This is a genomic window from Lysinibacillus sp. F12 (genome assembly GCF_057773605.1).
Window position 1 is genome coordinate 397,313 of sequence record NZ_JBYMLP010000001.1, and the last position, 19,248, is coordinate 416,560.

The window sequence follows — 19,248 nt, forward strand, 5'->3', positions numbered from 1 at the left end:
TTTTCGGAGAGATGTGCTATGAGGGTACAAGAAGTTCTCATTGAAAATAACAAGAGGAGATACATATTATTGGATCAAGAGGGGTTTCCTGTAATGCCAGTGATGAAATATATAAAGTATTTAGATAAGACAGGAAAAAGCCCTAATACTCAAAAGACATATTGTTACTCCTTAAAGCATTTTTTATGACTACTTAGTGGAAAAAGATAAGGATTATAAGTTCATTAGATTAGAAGATTTAGTTGATTTTGTGGGATGGTTAAGAAGCCCTTATCAGAGTTTAAACGTTATTCCCCTTCAACAAGAGAAAGCAAAACGAACGGAAAAGACAATTAACCTTACAATTACAGTAATAGTAAACTTTTATGATTACCTTTACCGTAATGAAGAAGTGCAAAATGACATAATGGAAAAGCTGATGAAGCAAGTGTTTACAGGGGGACACTCACATTACAAGAGTTTTTTACACCATATAAATAAGGACAAGCCCTCTATCAGAAACATACTGAAATTAAAAGAACCACGAAAAAAAGTAGATACACTCACAAAAGAACAAGTGCAGCAAGTATTAGAAGCAACTACTAATATTCGAGATAGATTCTTAATTCAATTGTTATTTGAAACAGGATTGCGTATTGGGGGGAGCTCTCGCTCTTTTCATAGAGGATTTCATTTTTGATCATGGCAAGGGACATCGAATTCGTTTAGTGGATCGTGGAGAATTAGAAAACGGTGCGATGTTAAAGACTGGTGAGCGAGAAATTTATGTATCCCAGTGCTTAATGGATTTATATGACGATTATTTGTATGAAGTGCTGGATGAATTAGATTTGGACACAAACTTTGTTTTTGTAAAATTGAGAGGAAAAGACGTGGGGAAACCGATGGAATATTGGAACGTAGAATCCTTATTTAAGCGTTTAAAAAAGAAGACAGGGATAAACCTACACCCTCACCTATTTCGCCATACACACGCTACCATCTATTATCAGAAAACAAAGGACATTAAACAAGTGCAAGAACGATCAGGTCACTCTCAAATTCAAATGACAATGAACCTATACCTACATCCCTCGGATGAAGATATTCGGGAAGATTGGAATAAAGCACAATCCGAATTTAACCTAAAGAAAAAAGACTGAAAGGAGTAACTGGATGAAGCAAATCCTCCGAATATTCAATTAAACAAGGTATAAACAAAGATGACCTATTTTCTTATTTGGTCGCTAAAAATTTAAATAAAACAAAGGGCTAATCTTCAATTGAGTAGATTTTGCCCTTTTTCTACGGACGGTTAGGACATAGGGATTTCTCATAGTACATCACAGGCACATCATTCACGTAAATTAATGCAACATGTATAATTTAACAAATCTTGCTCTCACCCTTTATGAAAGGTTCTTATGATCTGCTTCATCAATAAATTATTTGCCATTTATAGTTGTCACTTCCCCTGTATTTCCCCCCTCACACAACTCCGACAAAAAACGAACAAGAATGGTTAGCGCTACTCATTGAATCTTTACTGTTCCTCTTTCTCATTACAAGAAAACTCATAACTCTGAGTTAACTTATTAGTAATTACTAATTCGTACTCTCCATCATTTTTCAAACATCCTGAAGAAAGCAAGCCTATTTCTTTGTTATTAAAATAACTTTTTACAGCAATTAATATTGCAAATACCAATAACAAAGTAAAAACAATTATTATGGCAATTTGAATATAATTATAATCCCCATTAACATTCTTCACATAAATCTCCCCCTTTAAGCTATAATTAATTAGATTTTACCCAAAATATTGTAATAAAGGAAGGGATTTCTATGAAATCGAGGTTAATTCTCATGTGTTTTATTAGTTTATTTTTCTTAAACGCTTGTACTAACAATGAAAACAAGGATAGCTGGAATTTAAAGATTCAGAATGTTGGAAATTACTCTAAAGAAGACGGTGATAAAAAAATAAAAATAGCAATACTTGATAGTGGTATAAATAAGAGACATTTCGCAAAGAATCTTATCACAAAAAGCTATAACGTTATTACAAACGAAAATAAAACTAATGACGAATTCGATCATGGAACAAAAATTGCTAGTATTATTATTGATGAAAAAATAGGTATTAATACTAATGTAGAGATATTTGATATCCAGGTAATTAATAATAAAGGACAAACCACAATAAATAACGTTTGTGACGGAATATCTAAAGCAATAGAATATGAAGCTGACGTGATCAATATGAGCCTAGGTTTTAATACAAACAACAAACAGCTAAAAGAATGTATAGATAAAGCCCACAAAAATAATATTATTCTAGTAGCCTCTAGTGGAGATACTATGAGTGATATATCCGATTATCCAGCCGAATATAAAAATGTAATATCAGTAGCTGCTATAGATAAAAATAAGGAGTTATTTGGATTTTCTTCTACAGGGAAAATAGATTTCTTTGCTCCAGGAGTCGATGTTATAGCTAAAAATAACAAAGGAAATTATATAAGAACCGAAGGTTCATCAATAGCTTCGGCAAACTTCACGGGTGTTTTATCAATCTATTTAAATAAAAATATAGACAAAAAAGAAATCTATTTACAAGATAATGTTGAATTTTTTAATTTTAATGGTAGAGTAATAAATATACTAATATTTAACAAAAATACAAACAAATGAGAGGAATGTTATTATGATCAAAAAAATGTTTAAACTAGTACCATTGCTAATATTGACACTATTATTTAGCGCAATCGCTTCTCCTATCTCAAAAGCAAATGAAGTAGCAGCAAAAGATGATGCAATAAATAATTCTACTTACTATTCAGTGAAAACTCACGAAATAGTTTTATTTGAAGAAGAGGCTTTAAGTTTAAATCCATATTTAGAGAATCAAGAATTAAATTACGTTAAAAATTATCTGAAAAATTTAAGCGATGAAGAAATTGATGAAATCTTGATACAGAACGGGTACAATTTGGACGATATAAAAATCGACACAGAATTAGGTCACGCAAATATTGTTTGGTTTGTTCCAATAGTAGTTGGTGCAATTATTGTTGCTGGTGGTATTATCTTTTCTGCCCTTTACTTTTCTCATAAAGAAAAAATGACCCTAATTGATAAGTGTTACGCTAACGGTGGTTATCCAGAAATTGATTCAAAGGACAAAGCAGGAGCTAAAGGAACCACTGATGGTGGAGCTGCAACTAAAGCAGGTGGATATAAATTTGAATGTAAGAAAAAGAAGTGAGGCTGGACATAACTAATTGGTTCCTTCATAAAGCCGAATAATCTCTAAATTACCAAAACACGATAAATAGAAAAACCGAACTATTCCGAGCTTTTCGGTGGATAGTTCGGTTTTTTTGTTGGCGATTATAAAAGCTTTTTGTTACTTTGAAATAAAGTTTAATTAAAAACACCTTACAAACCCGTATTTTACGGTAAATAAGAAGAATCCATTTTGTGCTGGTTTAAAATAAAGTTTAATTAAAACCGTGCTACAAATGCTGATTTTACAATAGAAGAAACCCATCCATTTTGAAAAAAGATTAATCACAATGGATGGATTTAATTTTGTGAAGGAGTTATTTTTTATAAAAAAGTTTGATTAAAACTCACTTAGAATTCTTACATCAAAAAGAGACAAAATGGTGCAACTTTTTTAAAAACAGTAGAACTTTATTTTAAACGATACATCTTTTTTATAAACGGTACAACTTTATTTTAAATCTACAATATGATGAAAAGGCTACATTTATATTATACATTGAAAAACTAATACAAAGTCTCTTGGATGTCGGAAAAGTATCATATCTCCAAGTCGAAGAAGGTATAAGAGTGTTTAAAGCTCATAAATTTCTACCTAACGACATTAAAAAGGCGGATGATAAGCAAGTAATACAGTTTAGTGGGTTTAGTAGAGGGTTAGTATATGATGAATGACTTTCTTAAAACTGATTGGTACCAGATAGTAGAGCAACAAAATATTCTTTAATGTGAAACAGTGGCCCGTTATTTTAGTTAAAAACCGAGAGCATAACATATTTTATATGACTAATATGTTATGCTCTTTATTTTATCTACTTTTTTTCAATTTAGGTCTTGATAACTTTTGCTGCTCTCCTTTCATTTCTTTATCAAGCTATAGTTTCTCTCTTTAGGAACAACATGCTATTGAATAGATAATCTATCTTTTAGTTTTATTTAATGGGAAATATTATTGCATAAAAGAGAGTCATTTAAGACTCTCTCAATAGTTGTGAACATTTAGTTTTGAAAAATCAATATTCTTTCACTAAAGCATTTGTTCTTCATAAAGTTCTTCATTAAAAATGTATTGATTTTTAATTTCACTATCTTTGTCCTTTAAGTTATTTATTTGCTAGTATTTCAAGTAATTCTTTTGATTCTTCTTTTGATAATTTAGTATATTTCATATCATTTTCTACCAGAGTTACTTGTTCTTTTGAATTGACATAGATTAAATAATAAGAAGACTTCAACTCCTTATCAGGGTCTATAAAATCAAAAGACATTCTAAACTTTAATAGTCCAAATGACTCTTCACTTTTTTCTTTCCATTTAACTTTAGTAAGAATTTTATTTATTATTGAGACTTGATCTTTATCTAGGATTTCTAAACTTTCTTTAAAATCTCCATTTTCATCAGCCATCTCTAAAATAATTTTCTTTGTATCATTAGAACATCCCACACATAGAAAAATCAATGCAAATGAAATAATAATTATTTTTCTTAACACATAAATACCACCCTTTACTTAATTTCGTATTTTAAAGCTCATTAACTTCTAAATTAAACCCTTTAAATGAAACGAATCTTAAAGACCTTGTGTTTGTTTATCTTACAGAATAATCTTGGTTCTAGCCACATTACATCTCGTTCCACGGTGGTTACTATTTGATTAGCTATTTCTCTAAATGCTGTTTTCAGGTTTAAATCCAAACTCTACACTTGATACAGGTCTATATTTACTATTTGATTGAACACCTACAATCATTGTAAACGGATTATCTTTATAACCTAATGTATTGATAAAGAAAATATTGATTGTGAAAATTGAGAGAGTCATTGTTTAAATTGTTTATTGTGATTAAACTTCAAGCAAAGTCTCGTGCCAAGTTTAAAAAAGCTTGGATGGCAGGCGAAATCCACTTTTCTTCATGCCAAAACATTTGGGTGGCAAACGATGTGGCCGACATATCCCACGGCAACGAGACTAGTTCCCCCCTACTCAATTCTGCTGTCACAGCCATTTCAGGCAAGATGGCGATGCCCATCCCTATTTTCGCACATTGTTTAATCGCCTCCGCACTGTTAAATTCCAATTCCGTAATTCCCCCCATGCCCTTTTGAGAAAGACTTCGCTCAAAAAATGTGCGATAGGAACACCCTTTCTCCGTCAGTAAAAAGGTCTCCCCATTAAAATCTTCAATGTCCAATTCAGTACGTGAAGCTAATGGATGATCAGGCGCTACCAAAATATAAAAGGACTCATCCTGCATTTTTTCTCCGCAAAACCCAATCTCGTGCTTGTCCTCATCTAGCATAAAAATAATGTCCGCGTCCCCTTCTCGCAAACTTTGTTTCAAGTTCGCATGTGACAGCGGCTTAAAAATAAGCCGAATTCCTGGATATCGTAAGCGAAACAGACGCAGTATAGCAGGCAGGCGGTACGTACACAACGTTTCATCTGCACTAATGACCAACGTCCCCGTCATTTCGCCAGATTGCTTAACCGCATGCTCCGCTTCTTCAAGTTCACTCAATATACGGACTACATAATCTAGAAAACGTCTACCCGCATCAGTCAAGATTACTTTTTTTCCTAATCTGTCCACCAGCTTTACACCTAGTTCCTCTTCCAATGCCTTCATTTGCATCGTAACCGTTGATGGAACATAGTTTTGCACCTCTGCAGCGCGGCTAAAGTTGAGTGTTGAAGCGAGTGTATAAAAGGTCTTTAATTGACGCAATTCCATTGTATAGTTCACCCCATGATTCAAAAAAAATGAATGTTTTATTCAAAAACGTTTCTTTGACTTCACAATAGCATTCTCGTAGAGTAATGACAAGAAAGACCATCTATCCCATCTTTAATGACAAAAAGGAGTTTTTCACATGAAAGATTATAAACTTTATGAACTGGGAGACATTCAGCTACAATCAGGTGACATACTGCCAAATGCTGTTCTTGCCTATCAAACATACGGGACACTAAATGCGGAAAAGAATAATGCCATTGTTTATCCTACATGGTTTGCAGGCTTGCATACTGATAATGAATGGTTAATCGGAACTGGTAAGGCACTGGACCCAGAAAAGTATTTTATCATCATACCGAATATGCTTGGCAATGGATTATCCTCTTCTCCAAGCAATACACCAGCGCCCTATCATCAAGCAAATTTCCCACTCATTTCAATTTATGATAATGTGCGACTACAGCATCAATTGGTTACTCAAAAGTTTGGTATTAGTAAAATAGCACTCGTAGTTGGCTGGTCGTTAGGGGCTGTACAAACCTTTCAATGGGGAGCAAGTTACCCTGAGATGGTCGAACGAATCGCTCCATTCGGAGGGACTGCCATGACCAGACCCCATGCCAAGGTTGTATTTGAAGGAATGATTGCTGCCCTTCAAGCTGATTCTAACTGGAAAAATGGTTTTTACACCGAGCAACCTAAAGAGGGATTGGCTGCCATGGGACGCGTCTATGCAGCTTGGGGATTCTCACAGGCTTATTATTTAGAACAGCTCTATCAGCAAGAAGGCTATGAAACGCTGGAGGAATACCTCGTGGATTACTGGGATCAAGTGTTTTTAAGCTTTGACGCCAATGATTTAATCTCCATGCTACGTACCGGCATTACTGGAAATATTAGTGCCAATTCGACGTATGATGGTGATTTCGAGCTTGCATTAAGCAAGATTACAGCTCGTGCATTGGTCATGCCAGGAAGTACTGATCTTTTCTTTCCTCCAGAGGACAATAATTATGATGCACTACATATGCCAAATGCGCGCTTCCTCCCTATTGAATCGAAGTGGGGACATTGTGCAGGGATTGGACAGCATGAGCCAGATTCTGAATTTATTGATAAAAACCTGAAAATGCTCCTGCTTGAATAAAAACCACTTTACTCTTGACTTTCCCCTGCACGGGAAACTATATACTTCCATTATGATAGAGATTGGAGGTGATATTTTGTTTAAAATTAGTGTGTTTTCTAGGCTAAGCAAAGTATCCTTAAAAACATTGCGCTACTATGATCAAATCGGCCTATTAAAGCCAAGAAAGGTGGATCACGAAACTGGCTATCGTTACTATTCGGCAGACCAGCTCCTTGAAATCAACCGAATTTTTATTTATAAGGAATTAGGATTCACTTTGCCACAAATCATTCATTTACTCCATGAAGATATTACAATAAAGGATATTCAAGGAATGTTTAAGCTGAAAAAAAATGAAATTCAAGGCATTATCGATATGGAACAAGCCAAACTTGCTCGAATTGAGGAACGTATGCAGCTTTTAGAAAGTGAGGGGCAAGTGGAAACCATACAAGAAATCAGAATCAAAGCTGAAAATGCCCAGCAGTTCCTTTCTTTGAAGGCGCATGGGAAAGAAGAAGACATTCCAGACCTATTTCGTACATTTAATCGAATATTATCAAAAGAAATTCGCCAATTGGCTCAAAGTCCTCAGGTCGTTTTATGGAAAGAAATAGAGGATAAAGAAGATGAATTCGAATTTGAAGTCGGTTATTTTTTAAGCCAGGAGCTTCCATTGTTTCCAGATACATTTCAATTACGAACTCTTCCACCTGAGCCAATGATGGCCACCATGACGTTTCGCTCGGATGCTAATTTTGCTAGTACAGCCTGTGTAGATTTAGCAAAATGGATTGTAAAAAATAACTATCAGATTAAGGAAAACGAACCTGGTAGGGAAATATATTTACCGTTATCTACCTCGCAGGGTGCGCAATTAATGGAAATACAAATTCCCATTATTAATAGAAACTAAAAAGCGGAGTGGATTGAATTGAAAAATACTGTGATTATCTATGTATTAGCATTTGTTGTTTTTCTAATTGGAACTGTTGAATACATTATTACAGGAGTCATTGAAATGATTGCCGTGGACTTTGGAGTAACCGTTTCTGATGCTGGATTGTTGGTGACTGTATTTGCCCTGGCTGCGGCCATTATCGCGCCTATTCTAATCGCACTCACCATTAATATGGATCGTAAAAAGCTACTCCTTATAACTATAGGTGTGTTCATTGCCAGTAACATACTCATGTTTATAAGCCCTACTTATGAAGCAGCACTATGGATACGGATTATGCAAGGGATCAGCGGAGGAATTGCTACAGTGGTAGCCATGGCAGTGGCCACTCGACTAGCTGAAAAAGAAAAAAGAGGCCGTGCTATCGGCATTATTTTGATGGGTCTAAGCAGCTCACTCGTGCTTGGGGTTCCGATTGGCACCTTTTTTAGTGACATGTTTGGATGGAGAATTTTATTTATTTTGATTGGTTTATTAACGATTCTCCCCTTGCTGACCGTTTATAAAAGAGTTCCAGCAATCAAAGAAGAAGAAGCTGTTACTCTTAGATTGCAGCTCTCTATTTTAAAAAACCCCAAAATTCTCACTGCTCTGGCTATCACTTTATTTTACATTGGTGGATACTCTACTCTTTTCACGTATATTACGCCTTTTTTGCAAGCTACATCCACCCTTTCCATCACTGAAATTAGTGGGATTTTATTTCTAGCAGGAATTTGTAGCTTCATTGGATCAAGAATGGGCGGACAATTAGCAGATGCAAAAGGTTCGAAATTTACCATTTATGTCGGACTGTTCTTACAGGGAGTAACCTTACCTTTATTCGCTCTAGCAGGTTTCAATCTCTTTGTTTTGGTCTTGGTTTTAATGATATTTATGCTAGCAACATGGAGTATTTCCCCTGCTCAGCAGTTATTTTTAGTCACTTTGGTACCTCGAAATCCAGATATTGCCTTAAGCATCAATACGTCCTTTATTCAATTTGGTTTTGCGCTAGGTTCTGGATTAGGCGGACTCGTCATCAGCTGTATTTCTGTCCTCAGTTTGATTTGGGTAGGATTGGGTGCAGTAATCATTGCTTTATTTCTTGCCATCATGCTATTCAGAACAAAGAGTCATGGAATGGAAACCTCAATAGATATAAATTAGTCCCGGTTTATTGGATAGAAAATCAGGCTATTCTTATTAGGGTAGGTAGTTTTTTCACAATGACAATACTTTCCATTATTGATACAATTTAATCATACTTTATTTAAAGGGGAATTCATGATGAAGAAAAAACTAATTTTTAGTGCAGCACTTTTATTAAGCCTTGGTTTAGCAGGATGTGGAGAGACTGCTACTAAGCATGACTCAACCAATGATTCTAAACAAGAGGCATCAGCACCAGCTGCAAAAGCAGAAGGTAAATTGACTGAAGAGAAATTCAAACAAATTAAAGATGGCATGACATATGAAGAAGTTGTAAAAATTATTGGTGCCGAAGGTACTATTATGTCTGAAACAGGTTCAGCCGGTGAACCCCACCACACTGTAATGTATGAATTTGAAACTGATGGCGTCATGTCAAGTTCTACAATGATGTTCCAAGGAGGTAAGTTAATCAATAAAGCACAATTCGGTGTTGAAACGTCTGATATCGAAATTACTCTTGAACAATTTAACAAGCTAGAAAATGGAATGACAAAAGAACAAGTATTCAATATCCTAGGTGGAGAAGGTGCGGTTCTTTCTGAATCAGGGGATATCGTTATGTACACTTATAATGGTAAATCCTTAGGTGGCAATGCCTCATTAATGTTCCAAGGTGGAAAATTAATGAACAAAACTCAGTTAGGATTGGAATAAAATCAAACCAGGTACTCCTATGAGTATCTGGTTATTTGTTTTATATCTTCTTATTAAATCTTTTCCTCGTTACATCCAATTAGTGATTCTCTCAAACCTTTGTAGGTCATTGTCTGTCTTCCTTCATATCGCCCTAAATCATCAGAAAAAGAACCATGTTAATCCCATTCTAAAAAGTTTCCGCCTTGTTATTTTGTCGGAGCTGGTAAGTCAACACCACGTAAAACAGTAGCTGGATTTTATCAGTCAGCTAAAAAAGTAAGCACGCATCAAGATATATAGTGTTTTTTGCTCATACATAGAAAGCAGGAATTTCTCATGCCGGCATCTATATTGGCTATAATCAACTGATTAATGCTAGTAATGAAGGCGTTTCTATTGCTAATATTAAGAACACCTATTGATAAAAATATTTCGTTGGCTATGGCCGCATATAAAAGTAAAAAACAGTTGGGGTCATCCCAACTGTTTTACTATATATTCACTACTTTTTTCGGCTTCATCTTGGCAAGACGTAGGAGATAAATAATAAAGACCACTCCTAGTAAACCGGCCCCTGATAAGTAGACAGAAGCATATCCTGCCTGTACGGCCACCATTCCTAAAATATAAGAGCCTAGAGCAATCCCAAGGTCAAACATCGTGAAATAGGTTGCTGTTGCGTAGCCGCTTCGTTGGATGGCTGTTGATTGAACCGCTAATGCTTGTAAGCTCGTTGTCACCGCTCCGTAGCCAAAGCCTACAAAAATAGCTGCACTTAAAAATAACATGGGTCCTTCAACGAAGGCTAGCATGATAAGTCCGATAGCAAAAGAGATAATACCTGGAATAATAACAAATTGAGGCCCCTTTGTATCATAAAGTTTTCCTGTATATGGACGTGTAATTAACATAGCTGCTGCAAACACGGCATAAAAAAGACTGGCAACCGCCATTAAACCTTTTTGCTGTGCATAGACCGATAAAAATGATAAAACACTAGCATACGAAAAAGCTACTAAACTAGCAATTGCTGCAACGGGCAATGCCTTTCGCTCAAATAAATCATGGAAGGTGAACGTTAATTTCCCTTTATGTGCTGGCTGCGGTAAATCGTCAGTATGAACCGTTAATGCTAAAATGCCTCCAGCTAGTATACAAAAACTCATGACAATAAATAACACGTTAAAAGTACTATATTGAATTAATAATAGACCAATAAATGGCCCAATGACAACCGCTAGATTTGTAGACATCGTGAAATAACCTAAACCTGCCCCTTTTCGCTTGGCTGGTACAATATCTGCAGCTAATGATCCTGCGGCTGTTGTAATGATACTAAAGAAGATCCCCTGAATAAAACGAAGACCCAGTAAAAGTCCAAATGGATGAATAAATAAATATAAGACAGTACAAGCAAAATAGCCGGCTATGGATAGCACTAGCAATTTTTTCTTCCCAAACACATCTAATAATTTCCCTGAAAACGGACGTACAATTATCGCTGATAGTAAAAAACCTGACAATAACAAGCCGGCTTCCTTATCTGTTTGGTGTAGTTCACCGATGGCATAAAGCGGCAAAGTCGTTACTAGCCCATAAAAAACAAAAAAGACAGATATATTTGTTAAAAAGAGACTAATAAATCGCTTTGTCCATATTTGTGTATTCTCCCCTTGCTGCAAGTTAATCAACCTTTCATTTTTTCCAGTAATATCATAAACTGCTGCTGCTCCTCAGCAGTAAGTGATCCTACCATTTCTTCCTCAAAAGCTAAAATTGTTTCTGTAATGGCTGGTAAGCGGTCATTGGCTTGTGCAGTTAAGGTTACAATTTTTTCACGCTTATCTTCCCCGTCTAATCGTTCGACCCAGCCCAATGTCTCTAATCGTGTGATAGCTCTTGTAATGCTTGGTGCCTCTACATTTAAATATTTCCATATTTGCGTTAAGGTCATAGGCCCGTTTTTATGTAAGCAATATAAAATGGTCCACTGGGAGCTATATAATTGATGCTGCTTCAACACTTCATTTAAGCAGTTCGTTAAGTACCGACTTTTTTGAAATAAAGCATGGAATATCGGATTCATATGGTCTTCCTCCTAAAAATTATTTACCTAGCTAAATAAACTATACGCTTCATTTTTTCCTTTGTAAAGCAACTAATTTGGCAAAGGTCATTCTATCTTTGCAGGGAATTTTTTGCATATGTCGAATTAAGCAAGGAGATCACAAGGAAAAGGAGATGGAATCATGGGGAGAAAGGTTTTAATACTTGCAGGAGATGCAGTAGAAGCTTTAGAAATTTTTTATCCTTATTATCGTTGTCTTGAGGCAGGTTTTGATGTCACAATCGCAGCACCATCCGCAAAGAAATTACAGACAGTATTACATGATTTTGTAGAGGGCGTCGACACATATATTGAGCGTCCTGCCTATGGCTTAGAGGCACATGCTTCTTTTGCAGATATTGATCCATCACAATTTGATGGTTTAATGATTCCAGGGGGAAGGGCGCCAGAATATATCCGTTTAAATGAATATGTACCGACCATTGTGAGTCATTTTTTTGAAACCAATAAACCGATTGCCGCTGTTTGTCATGCAGCACAAATATTCGCAACCATCCCCGAAGTACTAAAAGGACGCGAACTTACAGCCTACATTGCTTGCAAACCAGAAGTTCAAGTAGCTGGGGCCACCTATATAGATGCCAATCTTCACACAGATGGCAACTTAGTAAGCGGTCATGCTTGGCCAGATTTACCAGGGCTAATGCGTGAATTTATTAAAAAACTAGAGGGATGAGCATTAAGGATGCCTAAGCATAGGCATCCTCTTTTTTATGACTGGCTTTCCTGTAATTCAATTTTCTCTACTTCTTGCGTCGATGTAAGGTAGCTAATTCGTACATGAACTCCAAATTCTTTGTCAGGTTGCTTCAGCCAAAGCTTAAATTTTTCAATGGTTGACGCTCCATGTACTTCCTTTCCCTCATGTAAATAGTCCACAATCTTTGCATGGGGATACTTCCCCTTCACTTCTTCTACCGCTAGCTTTCCCCACTTCGCATAGGCAGGTGTTTCTTGCTGTGCCAAAACTATCTCTGGAATATGTAATGGCACGGCAAACAGAAGTCCAAGCATTACATACACATTTTTCACAGAAAACCCTCCTAATTAACGGTATAAAATGATGAACGAAGTAAAAAATAAGAGCTCCAAAAGTAATTACTAATGGAGCAGCGTTGTTTATTGTTTGGGCTGTTGAGGATTATTATGAATGACTTGGTTAAACTCAGCTGAGTATTCTTCTCGATCATTCTTTTTATGTGTATCCTCTTTCTTTTTCTTTTTAAAGCTTGTTTTCCTTTTCTTCGCCATTGCTTACACCTCCAAAAAATAATTAGTTCTTTTTATTGGATTGTTGATTTTTATCATGATTGGTTTTATTGTTTTTATTTTTGGCCTTCGCATCAAACTCTGCCGCGAACTCCTCATTCAAGTTGTCATTCGGGTTGTTATTATTACTATTACTTCTATCGAGGTCTTTGCTTTTGTAGGTGCCAAAAGGATTATGCGTTCTGGCATTCATGGTTTTTTTGCTGTTTTTATTATTTCGATTGCCCACAGATATCACCTCCTACATATAATTTGCTCAGGTACTCGCGTTTATATGAGGTATTTTTTTCGGGCATTTTTGTAAAAAAAAAATGAACATCCCTAACCCAAGTTAGTCATGTTCATTCTAATCTGTCTCTAGACAATGGTATATTCCGTTATATTTAACAATGCTCCCACAGCTCCAGAAAAGCCATGATCATTAATAAAGACAGGTGTATGCTTTTTCGTGCGTGTATAATTGGCAATTACGCGGGCAAGATGTTCATTATTGCTGAGAGTCGATCCAATATAAACGATATGCTGTGTATTTTTTTCCTCAGCATATTGAATACTTAATGTTGTAATCACTTCACCAACAAGTCCCTGTACAGTTGCAATAATATCCTCAGCAGGATGCTTCATGGATTGTGTAATGCCCACTTTACCAAAATTACTCGCAGTTAAATGCCCATCAATGGGTGTATCCATTCCTTGATAAATGTCTTTGACTAATAAATCTATACCTTCTCGATGACCATTAGCAGCCATTTCACGAATTTCATTATAATCTGTAATGCCTGTTGTAAGCGCTGACAATCCTATTAATGTTCCGCCACCAACGCCTGTCCCACCAACACGTATATGTGTATTATCTTCCATATAATGTATAGAAGTACCCGTTCCGATATTAGTAATCATACTACGTTCAAACAAGTAGCCTTCCTTATTTAACAAAAAACGAACACCTTTTAATGTAGCTTCAAATTCTACTATATAATGAATCGATTTCATTGTTTTAATGACATCAAGTAATTGTTCTGTACGTCCCCCCGTAACACCAATATCCTCAATATCTGGATGATCAATAATCCAATTTTTCACAGATAGCAAATCATTTGACGGGAAGGTTGTTAGAATAAGTTCATTGTCTTCATCTAAATAAGCAACCTTTGTCAATGTGCCACCTGCATCAATACCTATAGCCTTTGGCATACAATTCTCCTTTGTGTTTATTACGTAACCTCATCTATTACGAATGATCATTACGCTAGTAGTCAGGCAACTAAATAAGTTCCATGCCTTCATTGGTGTCAAGGATTTTGCAAGGAGTTTTGGTGTGCCAAAATCCTGACTAACTAGTCATTGTCCGAAACGATAACGCCTCGTCCAGTCCCCCAAATCTTGTAATGACATTTTCGCCCTTTCTAAACTTTAACGCTGTTGAAATAATTGTGCAATAACTTCATAAACATTCATAAAAAAATCACGAAAAATATCAATTTATTTCTCATCTACAAGTGAATCTTGACGAATTATAATACTTTAACATCATTCTACTAAAAAAACAAAAAAAGTGAAAATGCACTGCTTGCAAACAGGCATTTCCACTTTCTTTTACGATGCAATTAATTAACGTGCTGAATAACCACCATCAATAACTAACTCAGCACCTGTAATATAAGAAGCTTCATCGGATGCTAAAAATAAGATTGCATTCGCTACTTCTTCTGGTTGACCAAGACGACCCATTGGCGTAGTTTTTACTAACATATCCATAGCTTCTTTTGCTTCCGATAATTTTGCTGTCATCGGTGTTTCAATAACACCTGGGAATACGGTATTGACACGAACATTGAAAGCACCAAGCTCGGAAGCCGCTGCACGAGCGATCGCACGTAAAGAGCCTTTAGATGCTGTATATGCATTGAATCCTGCACCAATAATGGCTGTGTAAGATGATGTATTTACGATTGAGCCCTTCCCTGCTTCCTTCATATATTTAGACGCATGTTTAATGCCAAGGAATGGACCAAAAGCATTGATATTGTGCATGATGGACCAGTCCGCTTGTGTAATTTGATCTGGACCTTTTTCTGAAGAAATACCAGCATTGTTAATTAAAATATCGATACGACCATATTTTTCGACAATCGCTTTTGTCACTTCTACCCAGTTTTCGTCAGAAGAAACATCTAATTTCATGCCCTCTACATTTTCGAGCTCTGAGATTTTCGCTAGGTTCTCCTCGTTAATATCTGCTGCAATGACTGTCGCACCTTCTTGTGCAAACAACTTTGCCATCGCTGCCCCCATTCCAGATGCTCCACCTGTAATCATTGTAATTTTATTATTTAAACGTCCCATTACTTTATACTTCCTCTCACTTGAAATTTGTCTGTCGTACTAGTATAAACCGTCCCTTTTAGACCACAATAAAAGTATAGGTTTAAATAGTTTACTATTAAACTATATCATTTTTAGTAACCGTTTTCAAAGAATATCTCCATATTCATGAACAATCTGTTTTATCTTTCCCCATTTTTACGATACGATATACTATAGATGTGGAACCATTTGAACGGAGGAATACAAGTGAAAGATCAAAAAAGACTTTATAAAGAAGCGATGCAGGTTTTAAAAGATACAAGTCGCACTTTTTATATACCCATCACTTTCTTAAAAAATGATTTAAAGGTATCGGTAGCAGCTGCCTATTTAGCGATGCGTGCCATCGATGAAATAGAGGATCATGAACAGCTTTCCAATGATGTAAAGTTTGATTTATTATCGGCAACTAGTGACCTTTTAAAGGACACATTTAATAATGAGGCATATCAAGAATTGGTAGCGCCTTATGCGGCACAGTTACCTGAGGTAACCCTTCGCTTAGCAGATTGGCTAGCATTCTGCCCTGAGGAATCTCGAAAAATTGTCCAAGCTTCTACAAGTGAAATGGCCTTTGGTATGGCGAAGTGGGCTAAAGCTAATTGGCAGGTGCATACACGCGAGGATTTAGATGATTATACATACTACGTAGCAGGGCTTGTTGGGACAATGCTGTCTGAGCTTTGGGCGTGGGGTGCAGACATTCAAACAGATCGCGATTTAGCAATTGGCTATGGTCGAGGTCTCCAGGCTGTCAATATTTTACGCAATCAGCATGAGGATATGGATGAGCGTGGCGTAAGTTTCGTTCCTGACGGCTGGACACGCGAGGATTTATTTACTTATGCAGAGGAAAATCTCGCGAAAGCTGATCTTTATATGAAAGATATTAATAAACGCACAGTATTATTATTCTGTCGATTACCACTTGCATTAGCGCATAAAACATTAAAAGCCATGCAAGACGGTCGTGAAAAAATAACACGTACAGAGGTTGAGCAAACCGTTGAAGAGGTACAGGCAGACTGATGGGCGGCTCTCATTTCTAGAATGACCCATTAATATGTAATACCAATAAAACCCCTGCATGAGAATTTTCTCGTTCAGGGGTTCCTTTTTGAGCAGCACTTTATAAAGGTTTGCGTTACGCAAAGGTCAATCGCTAGTTTCAGATATTTTTTAAAGCTCCATAAAAATTACGGACAATCTCCCATTGGTACGCATACTTTCTGCTTGCACAAAGCTTCAACTCAAACAAAGCTTACAAACATTACTCCCCTTAAATAAACTGCTACCTACCGGGGGGTCTTACACTTTAGTGGGTTTCTTTCCTTAATTTGTAGCAAGAAGCTGCACAATGATTTCATAGCTAAAAAAGACTGACAGCATTGTTAACAATGTAAACACTATTTTTTCCACTTTACTACCTGTTTTTGTAGTAAGCGGTAGACGCACCGAAATGGAGACTGGGAAAAATAGCTTTACACCCTTTTTGGTCCCCATATCTAATAAAACATGGCTTGCCATCCCTAATAAAATACCTATTGTAACGGACTTATAAGGTATAAATGTATGTAGTAGCATCCCAATCAAAAATAAAAACAGCAAACTATGTGTAAAGGAACGATGCCCAAACAGCGAATTAACTATTTTTGAAATGATAGGAAGCTTCCTGCCGATTTTGCTACCACCATGGCAAATATCTGGAAGTAATGCACCGATAACGCCTGCCCCTACCAAAACAAGCGGATTATCATTTGAAATTTGTGCAAAGGCTAGACTTGCTGTAATGCCCCCAACCATATGGGTATTCCCTTGCATAAAGTACTTCCACCCTTCTTACGCATTTTGCGAACCATCTTAATGTAACATAAATACGCCCAAAAGGGAACATACATTCCGAACGTACGATCTGAAATATTTTCATCCAATAATTGTATAGCCATAAAGTATATGGTTAAAAATAGGGATGGAGGTTATTTATGAAAGCTTATAGAGGACTACTTTTTATTATATTGGTAATGGGCAGTAGTGCGTGCCTTTGGTATTTTGCTATCCCCCTGGCCCCCATTCATCCACTGAACAAGCTTGCTCATATTATTGGAGGCTTAGCGATTACAGGACTCTTCCTTGTGTTTCTTTTCTCAACAAGAATGAAACTACTAGAGCGTTGGTTTAATGGGCTAGGGCGCTTAAATTTTTATCATAAAGTATTGGCCATGTTTTCACTTGGTTCTATCATGATCCATGGGCAATTGCAAAAGATGGTTCCTGATCAAGAACTCCCGCAAACATCTTTTCGTGAATGGGCGAAAGAGCTTGGAGAGCTCGGGCAATATGGATTTATCATCCTAATCGCCCTTGCATTCCTAGCAAAATTTTTAAAATATGAGCATTGGCGCTGGTTACACCGCTTTTTGCTTCTTCCTTATACATTGGGTATTTACCATACTTATTTTTCGAGCGAATATGATTTATTACAGCCCTCAGCATTGGGTATTTTCACTGCTCTTACAACAACTATTGGTTTTATGTCTGCCCTGTATATGATGACAATGTATCAAGATATGTTTTTCCGGTATAACGGTTCCATTTCCAACATTCAAAAACTAAATATCCATGTCATCGAATTAGAACTGACCCTTACGAAAAAGCTTCATTACCGACCTGGACAATTTATCTTTCTAAAAATCTTTCAGGAAGGCATTGAAAAAGCACCCCACCCTTTCACTATTTCTGGTGGGGATGGAGAAAAAATTAGGGTGACGATCAAAGCAGTCGGCGATTTTACAAAGCAGGTCTACAAACAAATACAATTGAACACCCCTGTTGCCATAGATGGTCCTTTTGGCCATTTTGACTTTGCCAAAGGAGCCAATCAACAACTTTGGGTTGCAGGTGGCATTGGCATTACGCCGTTCATAGCCTATTTACAAACAAAACCTACTAAGAAAATTGATTTATATTATTCCTTTCATGGTGTGGATAATATGGTATATAAAGATTTTTTACTGAACTATGCGCAATCCAATGATAAATTTACGGTCACCTTTATTGATACAACAGAGGAGGACAGGCTTTCCTTTGACCGGATGACCATACCAGCTCATACAAGTATTTATCTATGTGGACCCGAAAAAATGATAAAGCACTTCAAATCGTCCGCGCCTACTAGCCATATAGAATGGGAAGCATTTAAACTAAGATAGCAAGTGTTCCCCTTCGGACTATAGACAACCTCAAAAACATTTGAGTGGAACTATAGTCTTTTTTCTTTTAACCATTTAATGAAGAAAGGACGCTGTTTTCCACTATAGGAGATTGAGGAGCTGCTTTGCTTCGCACAGAAAACACCCACTCCGTTCAATCAACTTCTCCATAAAGCACTCCTCTACATTTTTTCTAAAAGATAAATTCTATCTAAAGCATGAAAAAATTCAGTTGTTTCTCCTTGCAAATTTCGAGTTTGGTGCGTCATAACATTCAGGCAATCATCCTCTCATCAGAAATCCTTCATTCAAGACTCTCTAATTCGAGCAATTTACTTGGAATTTGAGTTCA

The 19,248-nt window shown here is 36.4% G+C and carries 21 protein-coding genes and 1 pseudogene; 11 read left to right on the plus strand and 11 right to left on the minus strand.

Annotated features, from left to right (window positions below):
* Positions 1–18 precede the first annotated feature (18 nt).
* Positions 19–1,142, plus strand: a pseudogene (locus AC3CH7_RS02190) (tyrosine-type recombinase/integrase).
* Between the two features lie 380 nt (positions 1,143–1,522).
* Here the strand turns inward: AC3CH7_RS02190 and AC3CH7_RS02195 are convergent.
* Complete coding sequence (locus AC3CH7_RS02195; protein WP_036161262.1) at positions 1,523–1,753, minus strand: hypothetical protein; 231 nt, start codon at positions 1,751–1,753, stop codon at positions 1,523–1,525.
* 71 nt (positions 1,754–1,824) lie between these two features.
* On the opposite strand from AC3CH7_RS02195, the gene AC3CH7_RS02200 reads away from it, so the two are divergent.
* Positions 1,825–2,673 carry a S8 family peptidase gene (locus AC3CH7_RS02200; RefSeq protein ID WP_488381538.1) on the plus strand — a complete coding sequence of 283 codons (849 nt, stop codon included), beginning with the start codon at positions 1,825–1,827 and terminating at the stop codon, positions 2,671–2,673.
* Positions 2,674–2,686: 13 nt separating this feature from the next.
* Positions 2,687–3,247 (plus strand): hypothetical protein, encoded by a 561-nt coding sequence (locus AC3CH7_RS02205; RefSeq protein ID WP_036161260.1) that lies wholly within the window; start codon positions 2,687–2,689, stop codon positions 3,245–3,247.
* 1,123 nt (positions 3,248–4,370) lie between these two features.
* Here AC3CH7_RS02205 and AC3CH7_RS02210 read toward each other — a convergent pair.
* Together AC3CH7_RS02210 and AC3CH7_RS02215 are read right to left on the minus strand one after the other, a co-directional pair.
* On the minus strand, positions 4,371–4,760 hold the full coding sequence (locus tag AC3CH7_RS02210; protein WP_036167837.1) for a hypothetical protein: 390 nt from the start codon (positions 4,758–4,760) through the stop codon (positions 4,371–4,373).
* Positions 4,761–5,118: 358 nt separating this feature from the next.
* Complete coding sequence (locus AC3CH7_RS02215) at positions 5,119–6,000, minus strand: LysR family transcriptional regulator (protein ID WP_031419520.1); 882 nt, start codon at positions 5,998–6,000, stop codon at positions 5,119–5,121.
* A gap of 139 nt (positions 6,001–6,139) precedes the next feature.
* Here AC3CH7_RS02215 and AC3CH7_RS02220 point away from each other — a divergent pair, with 139 nt between their 5' ends.
* The 5 genes from AC3CH7_RS02220 to AC3CH7_RS02240 all read left to right on the plus strand — a co-directional run bounded on the left by AC3CH7_RS02220 (position 6,140) and on the right by AC3CH7_RS02240 (position 10,345).
* On the plus strand, positions 6,140–7,150 hold the full coding sequence (locus tag AC3CH7_RS02220) for an alpha/beta fold hydrolase (RefSeq protein WP_012293832.1): 1,011 nt from the start codon (positions 6,140–6,142) through the stop codon (positions 7,148–7,150).
* A gap of 76 nt (positions 7,151–7,226) precedes the next feature.
* Positions 7,227–8,048, plus strand: a complete 822-nt coding sequence (locus AC3CH7_RS02225; protein ID WP_207889803.1) for a MerR family transcriptional regulator — start codon at positions 7,227–7,229, stop codon at positions 8,046–8,048.
* Positions 8,049–8,066: 18 nt separating this feature from the next.
* A complete protein-coding gene (locus tag AC3CH7_RS02230) occupies positions 8,067–9,242 on the plus strand; it encodes an MFS transporter (RefSeq protein WP_200991100.1) in 1,176 nt (391 codons plus the stop codon).
* Positions 9,243–9,362: 120 nt separating this feature from the next.
* Positions 9,363–9,941: a DUF3862 domain-containing protein gene (locus tag AC3CH7_RS02235; protein WP_207890050.1), complete on the plus strand. Its 579-nt coding sequence runs from the start codon at positions 9,363–9,365 to the stop codon at positions 9,939–9,941.
* 311 nt (positions 9,942–10,252) lie between these two features.
* Positions 10,253–10,345, plus strand: coding sequence for an NlpC/P60 family protein (locus AC3CH7_RS02240; protein WP_207890049.1), 93 nt, complete (start codon positions 10,253–10,255; stop codon positions 10,343–10,345).
* A gap of 69 nt (positions 10,346–10,414) precedes the next feature.
* Here AC3CH7_RS02240 and AC3CH7_RS02245 read toward each other — a convergent pair whose 3' ends face one another.
* Positions 10,415–11,605, minus strand: a complete 1,191-nt coding sequence (locus AC3CH7_RS02245; protein ID WP_373561634.1) for an MFS transporter — start codon at positions 11,603–11,605, stop codon at positions 10,415–10,417.
* 5 nt (positions 11,606–11,610) lie between these two features.
* Positions 11,611–12,009 (minus strand): MarR family winged helix-turn-helix transcriptional regulator, encoded by a 399-nt coding sequence (locus AC3CH7_RS02250; RefSeq protein ID WP_012293828.1) that lies wholly within the window; start codon positions 12,007–12,009, stop codon positions 11,611–11,613.
* 163 nt (positions 12,010–12,172) lie between these two features.
* Between AC3CH7_RS02250 and AC3CH7_RS02255 the strand changes: the two genes are divergently transcribed.
* The gene (locus AC3CH7_RS02255) at positions 12,173–12,727 is read left to right on the plus strand and encodes a DJ-1/PfpI family protein (RefSeq protein ID WP_197150684.1); all 555 of its coding nucleotides are present in this window, start codon (positions 12,173–12,175) and stop codon (positions 12,725–12,727) included.
* A 35-nt stretch (positions 12,728–12,762) separates the two neighbouring features.
* Here AC3CH7_RS02255 and AC3CH7_RS02260 read toward each other — a convergent pair whose 3' ends face one another.
* The 5 genes from AC3CH7_RS02260 to AC3CH7_RS02280 all read right to left on the minus strand — a co-directional run bounded on the left by AC3CH7_RS02260 (position 12,763) and on the right by AC3CH7_RS02280 (position 15,666).
* Entirely contained in the window at positions 12,763–13,083 is a 321-nt protein-coding gene (locus AC3CH7_RS02260; protein WP_031419511.1) for a DUF3889 domain-containing protein, read from the minus strand.
* An 87-nt stretch (positions 13,084–13,170) separates the two neighbouring features.
* A complete protein-coding gene (locus tag AC3CH7_RS02265) occupies positions 13,171–13,302 on the minus strand; it encodes a hypothetical protein (protein WP_004269370.1) in 132 nt (43 codons plus the stop codon).
* Positions 13,303–13,324: 22 nt separating this feature from the next.
* Positions 13,325–13,549: a hypothetical protein gene (locus AC3CH7_RS02270; protein ID WP_031419509.1), complete on the minus strand. Its 225-nt coding sequence runs from the start codon at positions 13,547–13,549 to the stop codon at positions 13,325–13,327.
* 128 nt (positions 13,550–13,677) lie between these two features.
* Positions 13,678–14,514 (minus strand): type II pantothenate kinase, encoded by an 837-nt coding sequence (coaW, locus tag AC3CH7_RS02275; RefSeq protein WP_012293825.1) that lies wholly within the window; start codon positions 14,512–14,514, stop codon positions 13,678–13,680.
* A 417-nt stretch (positions 14,515–14,931) separates the two neighbouring features.
* Positions 14,932–15,666: an SDR family NAD(P)-dependent oxidoreductase gene (locus tag AC3CH7_RS02280; protein ID WP_488381539.1), complete on the minus strand. Its 735-nt coding sequence runs from the start codon at positions 15,664–15,666 to the stop codon at positions 14,932–14,934.
* A 228-nt stretch (positions 15,667–15,894) separates the two neighbouring features.
* Between AC3CH7_RS02280 and AC3CH7_RS02285 the strand changes: the two genes are divergently transcribed.
* Positions 15,895–16,716 (plus strand): squalene/phytoene synthase family protein, encoded by an 822-nt coding sequence (locus AC3CH7_RS02285; protein ID WP_080695181.1) that lies wholly within the window; start codon positions 15,895–15,897, stop codon positions 16,714–16,716.
* A gap of 303 nt (positions 16,717–17,019) precedes the next feature.
* Here AC3CH7_RS02285 and AC3CH7_RS02290 read toward each other — a convergent pair whose 3' ends face one another.
* The gene (locus tag AC3CH7_RS02290; protein ID WP_012293821.1) at positions 17,020–17,508 is read right to left on the minus strand and encodes a metal-dependent hydrolase; all 489 of its coding nucleotides are present in this window, start codon (positions 17,506–17,508) and stop codon (positions 17,020–17,022) included.
* A gap of 161 nt (positions 17,509–17,669) precedes the next feature.
* On the opposite strand from AC3CH7_RS02290, the gene AC3CH7_RS02295 reads away from it, so the two are divergent.
* Complete coding sequence (locus tag AC3CH7_RS02295; RefSeq protein ID WP_036215484.1) at positions 17,670–18,896, plus strand: ferredoxin reductase family protein; 1,227 nt, start codon at positions 17,670–17,672, stop codon at positions 18,894–18,896.
* Positions 18,897–19,248 lie beyond the last annotated feature (352 nt).

Bases quoted from the DNA above. Each gene is read 5' to 3' on its own strand.
- AC3CH7_RS02220 (WP_012293832.1), top strand. From the start codon at position 6,140: ATGAAAGATTATAAACTTTATGAACTGGGAGACATTCAGCTACAATCA.
- AC3CH7_RS02265 (WP_004269370.1), bottom strand. From the start codon at position 13,302: ATGGCGAAGAAAAGGAAAACAAGCTTTAAAAAGAAAAAGAAAGAGGAT.
- coaW (WP_012293825.1), bottom strand. From the start codon at position 14,514: ATGCCAAAGGCTATAGGTATTGATGCAGGTGGCACATTGACAAAGGTT.
- AC3CH7_RS02255 (WP_197150684.1), top strand. From the start codon at position 12,173: ATGGGGAGAAAGGTTTTAATACTTGCAGGAGATGCAGTAGAAGCTTTA.
- AC3CH7_RS02205 (WP_036161260.1), top strand. From the start codon at position 2,687: ATGATCAAAAAAATGTTTAAACTAGTACCATTGCTAATATTGACACTA.
- AC3CH7_RS02290 (WP_012293821.1), bottom strand. From the start codon at position 17,508: ATGCAAGGGAATACCCATATGGTTGGGGGCATTACAGCAAGTCTAGCC.
- AC3CH7_RS02215 (WP_031419520.1), bottom strand. From the start codon at position 6,000: ATGGAATTGCGTCAATTAAAGACCTTTTATACACTCGCTTCAACACTC.
- AC3CH7_RS02280 (WP_488381539.1), bottom strand. From the start codon at position 15,666: ATGGGACGTTTAAATAATAAAATTACAATGATTACAGGTGGAGCATCT.
- AC3CH7_RS02235 (WP_207890050.1), top strand. From the start codon at position 9,363: ATGAAGAAAAAACTAATTTTTAGTGCAGCACTTTTATTAAGCCTTGGT.
- AC3CH7_RS02295 (WP_036215484.1), top strand. From the start codon at position 17,670: ATGAAAGCTTATAGAGGACTACTTTTTATTATATTGGTAATGGGCAGT.
- AC3CH7_RS02250 (WP_012293828.1), bottom strand. From the start codon at position 12,009: ATGAATCCGATATTCCATGCTTTATTTCAAAAAAGTCGGTACTTAACG.
- AC3CH7_RS02200 (WP_488381538.1), top strand. From the start codon at position 1,825: ATGAAATCGAGGTTAATTCTCATGTGTTTTATTAGTTTATTTTTCTTA.